Origin of the sequence: Enterobacter sp. HK-058-C-ECC (genome assembly GCF_047531125.1) — a bacterium.
Lineage (GTDB): Bacteria > Pseudomonadota > Gammaproteobacteria > Enterobacterales > Enterobacteriaceae > Enterobacter > Enterobacter quasiroggenkampii.
The window spans coordinates 1-16,440 of the sequence record NZ_JBLKCH010000028.1 but is presented as its reverse complement, the minus strand read 5'-3'; the positions used below and the strand labels follow the sequence as shown (position 1 = coordinate 16,440).

Annotated in this window: 16 protein-coding genes; 10 read left to right on the top strand and 6 right to left on the bottom strand. The window is 55.8% G+C overall.

The features are described 5' to 3' along the window. The first annotated feature begins 167 nt into the window (after positions 1-167). From ACMWJS_RS22770 to ACMWJS_RS22735, 8 genes are all read left to right on the top strand, one after another. Positions 168-710, top strand: a complete 543-nt coding sequence (locus ACMWJS_RS22770; RefSeq protein WP_167213349.1) for a fimbrial protein BcfA — start codon at positions 168-170, stop codon at positions 708-710. Between the two features lie 154 nt (positions 711-864). After that, positions 865-1,572: a fimbria/pilus periplasmic chaperone gene (locus tag ACMWJS_RS22765; protein WP_048028923.1), complete on the top strand. Its 708-nt coding sequence runs from the start codon at positions 865-867 to the stop codon at positions 1,570-1,572. A gap of 47 nt (positions 1,573-1,619) precedes the next feature. Continuing rightward, complete coding sequence (locus ACMWJS_RS22760; RefSeq protein WP_262751679.1) at positions 1,620-4,238, top strand: fimbrial biogenesis usher protein; 2,619 nt, start codon at positions 1,620-1,622, stop codon at positions 4,236-4,238. Continuing rightward, complete coding sequence (locus tag ACMWJS_RS22755) at positions 4,239-5,255, top strand: fimbrial protein (protein WP_262751677.1); 1,017 nt, start codon at positions 4,239-4,241, stop codon at positions 5,253-5,255. A 10-nt stretch (positions 5,256-5,265) separates the two neighbouring features. Then, a complete protein-coding gene (locus tag ACMWJS_RS22750; RefSeq protein WP_414747623.1) occupies positions 5,266-5,808 on the top strand; it encodes a fimbrial protein in 543 nt (180 codons plus the stop codon). Between the two features lie 28 nt (positions 5,809-5,836). Further along, positions 5,837-6,349 (top strand): fimbrial protein, encoded by a 513-nt coding sequence (locus tag ACMWJS_RS22745; protein WP_045910166.1) that lies wholly within the window; start codon positions 5,837-5,839, stop codon positions 6,347-6,349. Further along, positions 6,315-7,052, top strand: coding sequence for a molecular chaperone (locus tag ACMWJS_RS22740; protein WP_414747622.1), 738 nt, complete (start codon positions 6,315-6,317; stop codon positions 7,050-7,052). The genes ACMWJS_RS22745 and ACMWJS_RS22740 overlap by 35 nt, the downstream gene beginning before the upstream one ends. Positions 7,053-7,084: 32 nt before the next feature. Further along, a complete protein-coding gene (locus ACMWJS_RS22735; protein WP_414747621.1) occupies positions 7,085-7,711 on the top strand; it encodes a hypothetical protein in 627 nt (208 codons plus the stop codon). Between the two features lie 53 nt (positions 7,712-7,764). On the opposite strand, the gene lsrG is transcribed toward ACMWJS_RS22735, so the two are convergent. From lsrG to lsrA, 6 genes are read right to left on the bottom strand one after another with little or no spacing between them, the layout of a single operon-like run. Then, positions 7,765-8,058, bottom strand: coding sequence for a (4S)-4-hydroxy-5-phosphonooxypentane-2,3-dione isomerase (gene lsrG, locus ACMWJS_RS22730; RefSeq protein WP_003862606.1), 294 nt, complete (start codon positions 8,056-8,058; stop codon positions 7,765-7,767). Then, complete coding sequence (lsrF, locus tag ACMWJS_RS22725; protein ID WP_032653516.1) at positions 8,055-8,942, bottom strand: 3-hydroxy-5-phosphonooxypentane-2,4-dione thiolase; 888 nt, start codon at positions 8,940-8,942, stop codon at positions 8,055-8,057. The genes lsrG and lsrF overlap by 4 nt, the downstream gene beginning before the upstream one ends. Before the next feature lie 11 nt (positions 8,943-8,953). Beyond that, positions 8,954-9,955 carry an autoinducer 2 ABC transporter substrate-binding protein LsrB gene (lsrB, locus tag ACMWJS_RS22720; protein WP_414747620.1) on the bottom strand — a complete coding sequence of 334 codons (1,002 nt, stop codon included), beginning with the start codon at positions 9,953-9,955 and terminating at the stop codon, positions 8,954-8,956. Position 9,956: 1 nt separating this feature from the next. After that, positions 9,957-10,934: an autoinducer 2 ABC transporter permease LsrD gene (gene lsrD, locus ACMWJS_RS22715; RefSeq protein WP_414747619.1), complete on the bottom strand. Its 978-nt coding sequence runs from the start codon at positions 10,932-10,934 to the stop codon at positions 9,957-9,959. Continuing rightward, on the bottom strand, positions 10,935-11,966 hold the full coding sequence (lsrC, locus tag ACMWJS_RS22710; protein WP_414747618.1) for an autoinducer 2 ABC transporter permease LsrC: 1,032 nt from the start codon (positions 11,964-11,966) through the stop codon (positions 10,935-10,937). Then, positions 11,963-13,450, bottom strand: coding sequence for an autoinducer 2 ABC transporter ATP-binding protein LsrA (lsrA, locus tag ACMWJS_RS22705; protein WP_414747624.1), 1,488 nt, complete (start codon positions 13,448-13,450; stop codon positions 11,963-11,965). Before lsrA ends, lsrC begins: the two co-directional genes overlap by 4 nt. A gap of 215 nt (positions 13,451-13,665) precedes the next feature. Between lsrA and lsrR the strand changes: the two genes are divergently transcribed. Together lsrR and lsrK are read left to right on the top strand one after the other, a co-directional pair. Further along, positions 13,666-14,637, top strand: coding sequence for a transcriptional regulator LsrR (gene lsrR, locus ACMWJS_RS22700; RefSeq protein WP_003862617.1), 972 nt, complete (start codon positions 13,666-13,668; stop codon positions 14,635-14,637). A 33-nt stretch (positions 14,638-14,670) separates the two neighbouring features. Then, entirely contained in the window at positions 14,671-16,299 is a 1,629-nt protein-coding gene (gene lsrK / locus ACMWJS_RS22695) for an autoinducer-2 kinase (protein ID WP_414747617.1), read from the top strand. Positions 16,300-16,440 lie beyond the last annotated feature (141 nt).

Here is a 16,440-nt window from a genome sequence, read left to right as displayed (position 1 = left end):
ATATTTATCAGCGCATAAAATAATTCCCCAAAACATCATGAGAATGTGCGAAACATATTTACTGTATAATGCTGTGTATCAAGGCTTTTTAAACCAGCATTATTTGATTCAGGTATTTACAATTTTGTTTCAACTTGACAGAGAACTGTTTATTTAAAAGGATTTGTATGAAAAAGCATGTCTTAGCAATGGTTGTTGCTGCCACAATGGCAAGCGCTGTAACCATGAATGCACAAGCGGAAAGCACAACGGTAAGTGGCGGTAGTGTTAACTTCGTAGGTCAGGTTGTGAATGCAGCGTGTTCAGTCGCTGCAGACTCCGTCGACCAGACCGTAATTCTTAGCCAGGTTCGTACCGTAAAACTGACTGAAAGCGGAATGCTGGCCAATCAGAAAGAAGATTTCCACATCAAGCTGGAAGACTGCGACACGTCCGTGAGTCAAAATGCAGCCGTCATTTTTAACGCCCAGCAGGATGCCACTCAGCCGGGTGCGATGGCGAATACAGCGGGTGCAGGATCTGCGCTGAACGTTGCTCTGCAACTGTTTGGCCCTGACGGTAAAAAACTTGACCTGGGAACCACGTCTTCAGCGATCGGTCTGATTAACGGTGAAAATATCATTCCACTGAGCGTTGACTATATCGCGACTGGCGCGGCAACACCGGGTAACGTAGCGTCTACGGCAACTTTCCAGATGGTTTATTCCTGATCTGGACGGAAGGTTGTTGAACCTCCTTCACGCCCCGGTGTGAAGGAGGTTTTTTCAATGTAAACACGCATTTTTATATGTATTGAATACAGAGGATTAAACGAAATACGGTGTCCTGTGTATTCAGTTATATATTTAAGAAAGTGAAATATAAATGACACGAATTACTCCAGCAACTTTTATCAGCCAGCTGATTACTCATTCTTTCTTATTAGCCGCTTCAATGCTGACTATGGCTCACGCTGGTGGTATCGGCCTTGGCGCAACGCGAATCATTTATCCGCAGGGTGATAAGCAGATTTCATTGCCTGTTACGAATACTTCCGAGAACAATGCCTTTTTAGTGCAATCCTGGGTAGCAAATGCTGACCAGTCTAAATCTCAGGATTTTATTGTTACTCCCCCACTTTTTGTGATGCATCCAAAAAAAGAAAACACTGTGCGAATAATGTACGCTGGACCGGATCTGCCTACGGACAGAGAAAGCGTCTTTTTTTTCAACAGTAAAGCCATCCCGGCGGTCGATAAAAGCAAGTTGCAGGGAAATACGCTGCAGATTGCCACCCAAAGCGTCATTAAGCTTTTTATTCGTCCTAAAAAGTTACCGACGCCGTCCATTGATGCGCCAAAGACGCTGCGTTGCGCGCTGGCTAACGGCAAACTGACCATCAAAAACCCATCGCCTTATTACGTTTCTCTGGTTCAACTCAAAGTCGGAAGCGCGAAATTAACAAACACAATGGTTTCGCCCATGAACAGTCTGGTCATTGACCTCCCGGCAGGAAGCGGGAGCCAGGTGAGTTTCCAGACGGTTAATGATTTTGGTGCTACCACACCTGTTCAGTCATGCCCTGGAGCATAACGTTCCCGAAAAAACACGAACATAGCGCGTTGAAGCAGGCAGGAAAAATGAAGTGTCGTAAGTATCAGACAAGGATTGTCATTCATCGTTTGGCCCCTCTCACACTGGCCATGCTCGGTGCCTTATCATCCGTTAGCGCGGATGCAAACTATTATTTCAACCCTGCCTTCCTCTCAAGCGATCCTGCTGCGGTTGCGGATTTATCCCGTTTTAGTACTTCAGGTCAGGCCCCCGGAGTTTACCGCGTAGACGTCTGGCTGAATGACAATTTTATCGCCACGCGCGACATCACCTTTAATATTCGTAAGGTGTCGAAACCCACAGATGATGACACGGGGCTCGCGCCCTGTTTATCGCTCAAATCACTGGATGCAATGGGCGTTAATGTCGATGCATTTCCAGGCTTGAAAGACGAAAAAGAGAGCCAGTGTGCGGACTTACCTTCTGCCATCCCTGCGGCCAGCACCCTTTTTGATTTTGAACGGCAACGCCTGGATATCAGCATCCCACAAGCTGCGCTGCGTAATAACGCACGTGGTTATATTCCTCCAGAACAATGGGATGAAGGGATCAATGCCCTGTTGCTGAATTACGACTTTACGGGTTCACACAGCCGTAATAGCGGCGATCATGGTTCGACAACCGACAGCTACTTTTTAGGAATGAACAGCGGGTTTAACCTGGGTCCCTGGCGACTGCGGGATTTTTCCACATGGAACTACAGCAGCAGCGGTTCAGAGACCTACACAGACTGGCAACACATTAAAACCTACGTCGAACGTGCCGTTATCCCACTGAAGAGCAAGCTCACAATCGGTGAAAATTACACAACGTCGGATATTTTCGATAGCCTGCCGTTTCGGGGAGTGCAGATCAATTCGGATGAAAACATGCTGCCGGATAGCATGAAGGGTTTTGCACCCACCATTCGCGGGATCGCGAAATCCAATGCGCAGGTGACGGTTAAACAAAACGGTTACACCATTTATCAAAGCTATGTCCCGCCAGGCGCATTTGCGATTACCGATCTTTACCCCACCTCATCCAGCGGCGATTTGAATGTCGAGGTAAAAGAATCTGACGGTACGATCAACAGTTACTCCGTGCCCTATTCTGCGGTTCCGGTTTTACAGCGTGAAGGTAGCGTAAAATATTCCGCTACCGTTGCCCGTTATCGCAGTAGCAGCGATCAGCAAGAAGACGTGAACTTTGTCCAGGGGACGCTCATCTGGGGTTTACCCAAAGGGTTTACGGTTTATGGCGGTTCTCAGCTGACGGAAAAATACGCCGCCTTTGCCGCCGGTTCCGGCGTGAACCTGGGTAACTTTGGTGCCGTCTCGGCCGATTTCACCCATGCCCAAAGCGAACTGAGCGACGGTAGCTCACACAGCGGGCAATCAATACGTTTTTTATATGCAAAATCGCTGAACAACGTTGGAACCAACTTTCAGCTGTTAGGTTATCGCTACTCAACATCCGGTTTTTATACGCTGGATGAAACCACCTATAAGCAAATGAAAGGGTACATCGGCCAGGACGATCCGAATAACGGCACCGAAGACCATGAGCCCGTGTGGACTGATTATTACAATCTCTACTACACCAAACGCGGTAAGTTACAGGCCAATATTTCCCAGCAATTGGGTCAGGCCGGGTCGATTTTCCTCAACGGCAGTCAGCAAACCTACTGGCATACCGATGAAAAAAACACGCTTCTGCAGCTAGGCTATAGCGGAACGGCAGCAGGCGTGAGCTATAACCTGACGTATAACTACAATAAAGCGCCAGGCATGAGCAACAGCGATCGCATTTATTCGTTAACGCTCTCATTCCCACTTAATCTCTGGCTCCACCCGGGTGGAGACGTGACCAAACGTTTAAACAGCATTTATACCACTTACGGCATGAGCGCCGATGATAATGGTAGGGTCACCAACACAGCGGGCGTTAACGGAACGCTGCTTGAGGATAATAACCTGAGCTACAGCGTTCAGCAGGGTTATCAAAATCAGCATGCCGGTGCCAGCGGTAGCGTCAGCGCGGAATATGATAGCGCCTACGGAAATGCGAACCTGGGGTACAACTACAGTAATAACGGCGACTACCAACAGATAAACTATGGCCTCAGCGGCGGTATTGTCGCCCACCGCAATGGCATTACCTTGAGCCAGCCGTTGGGCGATACCAATGTCCTGATCGCAGCGCCTGGCGCAAGCAACGTTAAGGTTGAAGACGGACCCGGGATCCACACTGACTGGCGAGGCTATGCCGTTGTGCCGTACGCCAGCGCATACCACCGTAACCGTATGGCGCTGAATACCAACTCCCTGAGCGACGACCTGGACATTGACGAGGCCGTTACCCAGGTTGTTCCCACCCAGGGTGCCCTTGTACGCGCGACCTTCAAAGCCCGCTCCGGCAATCGTGCCATGATCTCATTAATTCATAACGGTCAACCGGTGCCCTTTGGTGCCATTGTCACGCGCAGTGATGAAGGGGGAGACACGATTGTAGGCGAGAACGGCGAAGCTTATCTGTCAGGGCTGGGCTCAACAGGCACCCTGACGGCGCAATGGGGCGACACCCGCGATAAAAAATGTATTGCGATCTATAAGCTAACTGAAACAAAGCAGTCCCTCGTGCGTTTAAAAGCGGAGTGCCGATAGGTGAAATTACGTATTTTTATTTTATTACTGAGTCTTGTCACGTCAGCGAAAAGCCTGGCGGTGATCTGCCATAACTTTTCAAATAGCATTACGGTTGTAAATTACGATCTGACAACGACGTTGACCAAAGAAGAAAACCAGCAGGGAAAGGCTGTTGAATTGATTAAATCACAGGATGTGGGCGTTGAAGCCATATGCGCGTTACATCCTGATGGGGATTCTCGAACCTATCGTTCATACCGAAGCCCCTTTCCGGTCATCTTCACAGAAGATCAGTGGAAATATATGAGCCTCGATCCAACCTATATCGCGGGCGCGATGCGCATTACCGATTCAGATATTGGTGATTATTATCCCCCTGGGGATTATATCCATATGGGGAAAGACTGGAGGGTGGATCAAGAAGATCTTAACGAACCTTTCCCTGTATATGATTCCAATCTGGTATTCAGAATAAAGATTGTCAAACCTTTTATTGGTACGGTCATCATCCCCAATAAAGTGATGTTCAATGTTTATGTTACAACAACGAACACTGACCCGCTGAATACTATTGTTTATCAAATTACGTACAACGGCGCCGTAACCGTGCCGCAAAACTGCGTCATTAATGCGGGGCAGGTGATCACTGTTGACCTGGGAAAACTAAACAGTTCTTCCTTCACGACCGTCGGTGAGAAGCCGTATAACGCGCCGGTAAAAACCTTTAACGTTCCTGTCGAATGTAATGCGGACGTGATATCACCCGCGCATCTCACGCTTCGACTGGTGGCAACAGCAGACACGCACGTTAGTCAGGCGCTTGCAACCGATAATAAAGATGTTGGCGTCGTGGTAACCAACGAAAATGGCACCGTCATGATCCCTAACGACACCTCCAGTGTCGCTGATTTTATTACTGATGATACGGGCCATGCCGATGTAACGTTAAAAACCTACCCTATCAGCACCACAGGCAATGCTCCAGCAGAAGGTGTTTTCACTGCTCTGGCATGTTTACGTATCGATTTTGCGTAAGGGGTGAATAATGAAAATCGTTTATTTTTTCCCGCTGGCGATGCTGTTTTCCGGAATGCCGGTCACCTATGCGGATGATGGCGCGTCAATTAACCTCCAGATATTCGGCACCATTATTGGTGAGTCCTGTGATGTTGATGTGAACAGTAAAGAACAAACTGTTGATTTGGGCGACTTTGACGCATCGGAATTTCCAGTGCCTGGAAAAACGTCGCCAGAAAAAGCGTTTACCATCGACCTGAATAATTGTTCACGTGCCATCCAGGGAACAAAAGTCTGGTTCAGCGGTACGCCCGATAGCAATAATCCCGATCTGTTAGCCCTGAGCGACACGGGTAAAGGCACGGCCACCGAAATGGCGACCGGCGTTGGCGTGGAGCTTCTCAATGCCGAACTGAATCCAATCAAGATAAATAATGTGGAATCAGCAATCTATCCGTTAAAGCAAGGCGATAATAGCCTGACGTTTAATTTACGGTATAAATCCACTCTGCCAGCGGTTACGCCTGGGAATGCAACGGCCATTATGTATTTTGATTTGCTCTATCAGTAGGATGCGGAAATGAAAAAAAAAAATAACAATGATATTCACCGCGCTTTTTCTGGTGGCATTGTTTTCTGAATGTACACTGGCGCACGACGGTACAATTTATATCACTGGCGTTATCCATAAAAAGACGTGCACTATCGCGCCTGACTCACAGACGCTGACGGTCCCAATGGACAGCGTTCAAAGCCTCTACTTCACCCAACCGGGTATGGGGGCCGATTATCACCCGTTTGCCATTAATGTGGAAAACTGTGCCGGAACAGAAGGCTCCGTCAGTATTACCTTTGATGGCACACCCGACACAGTAAACCCCGATTTGCTCACGCTCATCGGCGGTGAAGGCTATGCGACGGGCATCGGTGTAGGTATTTACAATCAGGACAAATCGCTGATTTCCATCGGAAGTAAAAGCCAGGACGTCTTGATTATCCCTCATCAAAGCGACGCTATTCTGCATTTTTACGCCCGCTACATTGCCACTGCCAGTACCGTCACCACGGGGACGGCAAATGCGACGACGACATTTATTCTTAATTATGCGTGAACGTTTATTCCCGGCGATGATGCTGCTTCTCTTTTTATTCTCGATGACCGTGCCCCAGGCAAGGGCTGGGGTCACGATCGGTGGAACACGTTTTGTCTATCCGGAACGAGAGAAATCAATCAGTTTTTCTGTCCGTAACCCTTCTGATGATTCTTACCTGATCTACACCAAAGTCGAGCCAGGCGGCCTCTGGGCAGGCTCTGAAACCCCGCCCGGATTGCAATCGGCATTTGTCGCCACGCCACAACTGTTTTCATTGCATCCTGAAGGTGAAAATACGGTTCGCCTGATATTTACGGGAGGCGTCATACCTGAAGATCGCGAAACGCTGTTCACGTTAAGCGTTTCGGCCATTCCTTCTGCGAACAAGCACTCCGCAGGCGTTCAGACTGCAGTGCGTTCACGCTTTAAACTTTTTTATCGCCCCGCGGGGCTCACCGGTAATCCTGATGATGCTTATCAGGCTCTACGCTGGTCGCGAAGCAAAAGTAAGGTCGTCGTGTATAACCCGACGCCTTTTTACATCACGCTTTATCAGCTCAGCCTCGGGGGGAAGAACATACCCGACGGCGGCGTTGTCGCCCCTTTTAGCAAGCGCGAGCTCGAAGGCTGTAAAGACGCCGCGCTGTGCCAGGTACGCTGGCAAACGATTAATGACTATGGCCGCATTATGCCTGTTCGAATGCAAACACTTTTGTCGTAGTCCAGTTCTTACTCTTTTTACGGAATAATAGTATGAAAGTCCCTACCGTCCTTTGTCGCCTCTCAGTCCCCCTTGCTGCGGCACTTGTTTTCTCCACCGCAACGCAGGCAGAGCCCGCCACGCCCCAGCAGATCGAGCAAACTGGAAAAGCGGCAGAAGCCTATTTCGCTGCACACCCTGAAAAAATAGGGGAAATAGTCTCGACCTATCTTGCCGAGCATCCTGAGTTTTTAATTGCGGCGGGCGAAAGCCTTCGCCAGCGCCAACAAATAGCCCAGCAGCAAGCCATGGTGCAAAATGCCGTGATCCATCGCGATCGGTTACTTGCCGCCGGCGATCCCGTCGTCGGCCCCGTTGACGCAAAAGCCGCCGTGGTGGCTTTCGTGGAGGAAAACTGTGTGAACTGCAACATCACACAAGAGCTTATCCATGCCAATCCGGATGTGCGTTTTATCTTTAAAAAATTGCCTTCAGCCGGGTCGGCAAACAAAGCATTACAGGAAAACGTGACGCTAGTGAAGCAGATCGGTTTTACCAACATGCCAGCGTTTGTCGTTTTGCCTCAGGAAAAAGATCCTGTCATTCAGCGCATTAGCGTTATGTCCGGCAATGTTTCTGCTGATGCATTAATCATGGCGATTCAGAAAGCCAAAGGATAGCCCGAACGCTTTTCTTTCCGATGACGCGCAAAAGCACGTCATCGGACACGAGGTTACTCCGGCAACAGCCCGACGAAGCTGCGCTTTTTACGCGGCTCCGACATCAGCTCCTCAAGTTTATCCACGCACGCCAGATAGTGTGGCGTTTGCTTATGCGCCAGCACCGCCTCTTCGTCTTTGTAGGCCTCGTAGATAAAGAACCGGGTTTTCACGCGTGGGTCCTGCAGCACGTCAAAGCGCAGGTTCCCCGGCTCCTTGATTGCGCCTTCGTGGTTGGCGCGAAACACCTCCAGAAACTCGTCTACCCGCTCGGGCTTAATGTTGATCTCCACCAGCGTCACGTTCATTTTGCTTCTCCCTGTTTCTCTTCCTGCCAGAACTGGAACGCATCGCGGGCATTCCAGTTCTCGTGAACCACTTTTTTCACCGCCTTCAGCATGGCGAGCGGCGCGCTGGACTGGAAGATGTTGCGCCCCATGTCCACGCCCGACGCGCCCTGGTCAATCGCCCGCCAGCACATCTCCAGCGCCTCGTGCTCCGGCAGCTTTTTGCCCCCGGCAATGACTATCGGCACCGGGCAGCTGGCGGTCACTTTTTCAAAGCCTTCATCCACGTAGTAGGTTTTGACGAACTGCGCCCCCATTTCGGCGGCGATGCGGCTGGCCAGCGAGAAATAGCGCGCGTCACGCGCCATCTCTTTCCCCACGCCCGTCACCGCCAGCGTCGGCATGCCGTAGCGCGCCCCCGCGTCCACCAGCTTGATGATGTTATTAATCGACTGATGCTCAAACTCGCTGCCGATATAGACCTGCGCCGCCACCGCGCAGACGTTCAGGCGCAGGGCATCTTCCATCGCCACCGCCACGCACTCGTTGGACAGTTCCCCCAGGATTGAGTTACCGCCGGAGGCGCGCAGCACGACCGGTTTATTGGTCGCAGCAGGCACCTGGCTCCTGAGGATGCCGCGGGTACACATCAGCACGTCGGTTTCACCAAACAGCGGCGCAATGGAGAGATCGATACGCTCAAGGCCGGTGGTCGGCCCCTGAAAGTAGCCATGGTCAAAGGCCAGCATCACCGTACGGTTGCTCTGCGGGTTAAAGATGCGTGCCAGGCGGGACTGCATGCCCCAGTCCAGCGAGCCGCAGCCCTTCAGCGTGAACGGCACATTCTGCTGCGGCGTGCCGATGCCAAAATCCTTACCGTCTTTGATATCGTCTAAATCAGCCATTTGCTCCCCCGTCAGAAATCGTATTTGCTGATGTTCTCTTTGGTGAACACCACCCGCTCCGGCAGCAGCACGATGCCGTTGCCCTTCGCCTCATACTGGTAGCCCTGCACGCTGTTCGGCTCGACCTTCAGCGCCCCGATGTTTTTTACGTCCACGCTGTCGCCGACGTTAAGATCGCCTTTTTTCAGCAAACGATCGGCGACATTGACCGCAATTTTGCCCTGTTGCACCACATCCCACAGGCCAAAGGCCTTCACCGTGCCGCGCTCAACGTATGGGCGCATCACGTTTGGCGTGCTGAAGCCGACAATCGCCACCCCTTCCCGCTTCAGGTTTTCCGCCGCCTGCGCTGCGGCCGGCAGGGCGTTGGCGTCTGGGGCGATGATCGCATCCAGATCCGGATACGCTTTTAAGATCCCCTCGGCGGTCTGCAACGATTTGGTGGCGTCGTTATAGCCAAACTGGGTGGTGACGACCTGCCACTGCGGATGATCTTTCTCGATTTTGGCCTTCGCCTCTTTCACCCACTGGTTCTGGTCAGTCACGGTCGGGCTGGAGTAGAAGAACGCCACTTTGGCATTCGGTTTAGTGACCTGCTTGCCCGCCATTTCCACCAGCAGGCCACCCAGCTGTTCCGGCGTCCCCTGGTTGATGTAGATGCTGCGACACTCCGGTTTGGTGTCGGAGTCCCAGGTCAGAACCTTAACGCCGCGCTGCATCGCGCGCTTCAGCGCCGGACACAACCCGTCCGGCGACACGGCGGAGACGATAATGGCGTTATAGCCCTGGTTGACGAAGTTATTGATGAGCTGCACCTGGCCGGAGACGCTCGGCTCGCTCGGACCGTCATAGGTGACGTCCACGCCAAGATCTTTCCCCGCCTCTTTCGCGCCGTTGCCGCCGCTGGTGAAGAAGCCGACGCCCACCAGCTTCGGGATAAAGGCAATGCGGTCCGCCGCCTGCGCCGAGGCGAAGCTGAGGGCCATTGCCAGGACGAACAGTTTTGTTTTCATCTTACGCTCCGGATAGTTTTCTAAAGAGAGATCGCACCCATTCGCGGTGCAGACTCAGCGAACGTCCCATCACCACCACAACCAGCATCGCCCCTGACAGCGCGCTCGACACCTGGTTGGGGATGCCGACCATCTGTAAACCCTGTTGCAGGTACCCCACTAGCAGCGCCGCCAACGCCGTACCGACAACCGAACCTGACCCGCCGTAGATATTGGCCCCGCCGAGCACGGCGGCGGTGAGCGCGGGCATCAGTAAATCGCGCCCCAGATCCGAACGCGCGGAGCCGAAATAGGAGACCATTACCAGCGCGGCAATCGCGGAGGCTACGCCCACCAGGCCGTACAGCGCGTAGGGCATGCCGTTCACCGACAGCGCCGCATAGCGCGCCGCGCGCGGGTTCTGCCCAATCAGGAACAGATGGCGCCCAAAGCGCCCGCGGTGGGTAATGAGCCAGAAGAAGACGGTGATAGCCGCGAACAAGACCAATGGGATCGGCAGGCCAAATACCGTGAGGTTAGCGAAGGCGGTAAAGCTGTCCGGGAAGCCGCCGATGCCCTCGTAGCCCGTGGCCCCCGCCATGCCGGAGAGCAGCAGCGCCCCGCCGCCGTAGAGGTAGAGCGTGCCGAGGGTGATCACCAGCGGGCTGATGCCGGTGTAGTGGATCAGCGCCGCGTTTACCAGCCCGCACAGCAGTCCCAGCAGCAGCGTCAGCGGAACGGCGACCGCCATCGGCCACCCGGCCTGCATCATCACCCCCAGCGCAATCGCGCACAGGCCGATGGTCGAGCCGAGGGAGATGTCGATCCCGCCGCTGATAATCACCAGCGTCAGCGGCAGCGCCACGATGCCAATGCAGATAAAATCGCTGGTGCTGAATAACAGCATGTTGATGTCGAGCATGCGCGGGTTGATGGCGCCGAAGAGCAGGATCTCCAGCACCAGCAAAATGAGCAGCGCGCTTTCCCAGTTAAGCCTCATTTACGCCACCTCTTTTTTGCGTTTGGGAAAGGGGGTGACATGCTTTCCCCCTTTGTTGCCCGGCTGGAAGCGACCGTACTTCAGCGCCCGCTGATGCCGCGCCAGCGCCTGGCGCAGACGCCCGTCGAGCACCAGCACGCCCAGCAGCACCAGCCCGGCGATAAAATCATTCCACCAGGCAGGAAGCCTGAACAGCACCAGCACGGTGTCGATTTGGGTGAGGAAGAACGCGCCGAGCAACGCGCCGATCAGCGTGCCCGTGCCGCCCAACAGCGAAATGCCACCCAGTACGCAGGCGGCGATGGCCTTCATCTCCAGCCCGCTGCCGGTCTGGTTGGGCACGAAGCCAATCTGTGCGGCAAAGACAATCCCGGCGCAGGCCGCCAGCATGCCGTTGAGGGTAAAGGCGATCATGCGGGTGCGGTTCACCGCTACGCCCAGCTGCCGCGCGGCGGCGAGGTTATCCCCCACCGCGTAGAAATCACGCCCGAACGCGGTGCGCGACAGCGTCCACACGCCGGTGACCACGATAATCAACACCACCATGCCAAGGGGCGACACGCCGATGGCCGCAGGCTCAGAGAGCGATTTCAGCCCCGGCGGCAGCCCCTCAATCCACTTTCCGCCGGTCCAGAGCAGCATCGCTCCACGGTACAGCCCCAGCGTGCCGAGGGTGGCGACGATCGCCGGGATGCGCAGCCCCACCACCAGCAACCCGTTGAACGCCCCGGCCAGCGCGCCAACCATGAGCGCGAAGAGAATGGAAACGGGCAGGCTGTAGCCGCCGTTCAGCGCTACGCCGACGGCAATGGCGGACAGCCCGACGGTCGACCCCACGGAGACATCGATATTGCGGGTCAGCATCACCAGCGCCGCGCCGATGGCCAGCAGGATCAGGATCTGCGAGCTGGCGAAAATCATCCCCAGCGTCTGCAGGCTGAAGTAAGAGGGATTAAGCGCCACCAGCACGGCGAACAGCGCCAGAATGGCGAGAAACGCGCTCAGCTCGCGGTTTTTCAGTAAGATCTTCATGCTTGCCCTCCAAACGCCAGCGCCATCATGCGATCGAGGCTGACGGCATGGCGCGGCAGCTCGCCGCTGAGCACGCCCTGGTGCATCACCAACACGCGGTCCGCGAGGCCCGGAAACTCATCAAGATCGCTTGAGATCATCAGTACCGCCACGTTCTGCGCCGCCACGCTTCTGATCAGCTGGTAGATGTCGGCGCGCGCCGAGACGTCCACGCCGCGCGTCGGTTCATCGACGATCAGCAGCAAAGGGTTGGCCTCCAGGCAGCGCGCCAGCAGCACTTTCTGCTGGTTGCCGCCGGAGAGCGTGCGCACGGTTTGATCCGCATGGTTGAGCTTGATCCCCAGCGCCCGGTGATAGCGCTCCACGACCGCAGACTCCCGCTTGCTCTGCTGCCAGAGCGACGGCTCGTTCAGCGCCACGGTGTTCCAGCGGATCGGCGCGTCGAGGAACAGGCCGGACACCTGCCTGTCTTCCGGCAGGTAGACCAGGCCTCTGTTTAGTCGCGAGCGCACCGGCTCGTTGGCGATCTCCTGGTTCTCCAGCCAGATGCGTCCCCCGCGTACCGGCCGCAGGCCGTAAAGGGTTTCGGCAAACTCGGTACGTCCGGATCCCACCAGCCCTGCCAGGCCGACGATCTCCCCGGCGTAGATCTCAAGGCTGAGATCGATAAACCCTTCCCCGGTGAGATCCTCCACCCGCAGCACCGGAAAGTCCTGCGGCTGGGTGCGACGGTTGCCCGGCAGCGCCAGCCACAGCTTTTGCGTATCGCTCAGGGATTTCTCCCGGCTCACCGGCGTCATGGCGGCAATCAGGGCGTTATCGTCGAACTGCGCGGTTTCCCCGCTGAGCACCACCGCGCCGTCGCGCATCACCGAGACGTGGCTCGACAGCACGCGAATTTCCGGCAGCTTATGCGAGATAAACACGATCCCGACGCCGAGTGCCTGCAGGGCGCGGATCTGACGAAACAGCCGTTCGGTTTCGCCCGGCGTGAGGGAGGCCGTAGGTTCGTCGAGGATCAGGATCCGGGCGTTGCGCATTAATCCGCGCAGGATCTCCACCATCTGCTGATCCGCCACTTCCAGGGTGCTGGCGGCGGCGTCGAGGTTGAGCTGGCACTGCAGCTGCTCAAGTTTCTCCGCCAGCCGCTTTTCCCGATCGCGTTCGCGCGGCAGGCGGAACAGGATATTTTCCCGCACCGTCAGGTTAGGGAACAGCAGCGGCTCCTGCGGCACGAGGTAAATGCCGAGCCTGTGCGCCTGCACGGGCGTCAGCCGCGCATATGACTGCCCCTCGACAGAAAGTTCACCGCCGTCCGGCGTCTCGACCCCGGCGATGATCTTCATCAGCGTCGATTTTCCCGCGCCGTTTCCGCCCATCAGCGCGTGCACCTGGCCCGCAAGCAGCGTGAAATCAATGCCTTTTAGAACCGGCACGCCTGAGAACTGCTTGCTGATATTCCGCGCGTCGAGAAGTGAGATCATCATCGCTCCGCTATTGAACAAATGATTTTTAGATTTAATAATGTTCAAAAGCGTAGACGGTGAACTATATTTACAACCGTGCAGGGATCACAGTTTTATCGATTGAGATTCAGATAAACCAGAAACGATCGAAATGATCCGTTTTGTCGCGTGGCTCACACTTTCCCTTCGCGCCATTACGAACATATGATCTAAATTTTTATAAGAGTTCAACTATGAGCGATAAACGCACTGCGGAAGAAGGACGGTTTGCCGGGCTGGCGCTGGCGGAAGAGGAGCTGGTGGCGCGCGTGGCCTGGTGTTACTACCACGACGGGCTGACCCAGAACGATATCGGCGAACGCCTCGGGCTGCCGCGATTAAAAATCTCCCGTCTGCTGGAGAAAGGCCGTCAGTCCGGAGTGATCCGCGTGCAGATCAACTCCCGCTACGAGGGCTGTCTGGCGCTGGAAACCGAGCTGCAGCAGCGCTTTGGCCTGAAGCTGGTGCGCGTGATGCCTGCCTTAAATACGCCGCCGATGAACGTGCGGCTGGGCATTGGCGCAGCGCAGTCGCTGATGGGCGTGCTGGAACCCGGCCAGCTGCTGGCGGTGGGGTTCGGTGAAACCACCATGAGCAGCCTGCAGCACCTGAGCGGATTTATCAGCTCACAGCAGATCCGCCTCGTGACGCTGTCCGGCGGCGTCGGGCCGTACATGACCGGTATCGGCCAGTTGGACGCGGCCTGCAGCGTCAGCATGATCCCCGCCCCGCTTCGCGTGTCTTCCGCAGAGGTGGCCGGGATCTTAAAACGCGAAACCAGCGTGCGGGACGTGATCCTCGCGGCCACCGCCGCCGACGTCGCGGTGGTGGGTATTGGTTCAGTGAACCAGCGCCGTGATGCCACGATCCTGCGCTCCGGCTACATCAGCGAAGGTGAACAGCTGATGTACGCCCGAAAAGGCGCAGTCGGCGATATTCTCGGTTATTTCCTCAATGCCGAAGGGGAGTGCGTCGAGGAGCTGGAGATCCATAAAGAATTACTCGGCGTCTCGCTTGATGAGCTGGCGCAGCTGCCCACCATCGTTGGCGTGGCCGGAGGGGAAGAGAAAGCCGATGCGATTTATGCCGCACTGAAGGGTCGCCGTATCAATGGCCTGGTGACGGAGGAGACGACAGCCCGCGCGGTGCTGGCTCTGGCCAAGTGAGAGCCCGCCCTGCGCTAACAGCGAGGCAAGCTCATGAGTTACCTTTTAGCGTTAGATGCAGGGACCGGCAGCGTTCGCGCCGTGATTTTCGATTTGCAGGGCAACCAGATTGCCGTCGGCCAGGCCGAGTGGAAGCACCTGAGCGTGGAGAACGTGCCGGGCTCGATGGAGTTCGACCTCGACACCAACTGGCGGCTGGCCTGCCAGTGCATTCATCAGGCGCTGACGCGCGCGAATCTGGGCGCGGCGGATATTCAGTCCGTCGCCTGCTGCTCCATGCGCGAAGGGATAGTGCTTTACGACCGCAACGGCGAGGCCATCTGGGCCTGCGCCAACGTTGACGCCCGCGCCAGCCGCGAGGTGGCCGAACTCAAAGAGATCCACGACAACCATTTTGAATCCGAAGTGTATGACGTCTCCGGCCAGACGCTGGCGCTGAGCGCGATGCCGCGCCTGCTGTGGCTGGCACACCATCGTCCGGATATTTACCGCAGCGCCGCCACCATTACCATGATCAGCGACTGGCTGGCAGCGAAGCTCTCCGGCGAGCTGGCGGTCGACCCGTCTAACGCGGGCACCACCGGCATGCTGGATCTCTTCTCCCGCGACTGGCGTCCGGCGCTGCTGGACATGGCCGGGCTGCGTGCCGATATTCTCTCCCCGGTAAAAGAGACCGGCACCGTGCTGAGCGCTATCACCCGAGAGGCCGCACTGCAAAGCGGCCTGCGCGAAGGCACGCCGGTCGTCATGGGCGGCGGCGACGTGCAGCTGGGCTGTCTGGGTCTGGGGGTAGTCCGCGCCGGACAAACGGCGGTGCTGGGCGGGACCTTCTGGCAGCAGGTCGTGAACCTGCCGCAGGTGCGCACCGACCCTGGCATGAACATTCGGGTGAACCCGCACGTGATTCCCGGCATGGCGCAGGCGGAGTCGATCAGCTTCTTTACCGGGCTGACCATGCGCTGGTTCCGCGACGCCTTCTGCGCCGAGGAAAAGCTGATTGCCGAGCGGATGGGGATGGATACCTATTCTCTGCTGGAAGAAATGGCCAGCCGGGTGCCGGCGGGCTCCCACGGGGTGATGCCAATCTTCTCCGACGCCATGCATTTTAAGCAGTGGTACCACGCCGCGCCGTCGTTTATTAACCTCTCCATCGACCCGGAAAAATGCAATAAAGCGACGCTGTTCCGCGCCCTGGAGGAGAACGCGGCGATCGTCTCGGCCTGTAACCTGGCGCAGATTTCCCACTTCTCCGGCGTGACGTTTGAAAGCCTGGTCTTTGCGGGCGGGGGCTCGAAAGGTGCGCTGTGGAGTCAGATTTTAAGCGACGTCACCGGCCTGCCGGTGCGCGTGCCGGAGGTCAAAGAGGCTACGGCACTGGGCTGCGCCATTGCGGCAGGCGTTGGCGCGGGGCTGTTTGCCGATATGGCCTCGACGGGCGAGCGGCTGGTGAAATGGAGCCGCGAATTCACGCCAAACCCGGTACATCGCGAACTGTACGACGGCATGATGCAGAAATGGCAGGCGGTATATGCGGACCAGCTTGGGTTGGTGGACAGCGGGCTGACGACGTCGATGTGGCAGGCGCCGGGATTAGTAAAAACCCATACCCCTCACCCTGCCCCTCTCCCCATAGGGGAGAGAGAAAAAACCAGATCGAGTTGATTCTTTAAGGCCGCACCGGCCAGTCCCCTCTCCCCTATGGGGTGTACAGTCCGGGGACATGGTAGACAGGTGTTCGGGGACATGGTGAACACTTTTTAACATCCTTTACCCATGGTGATCGACTGTTTCTTCAGGTCGATC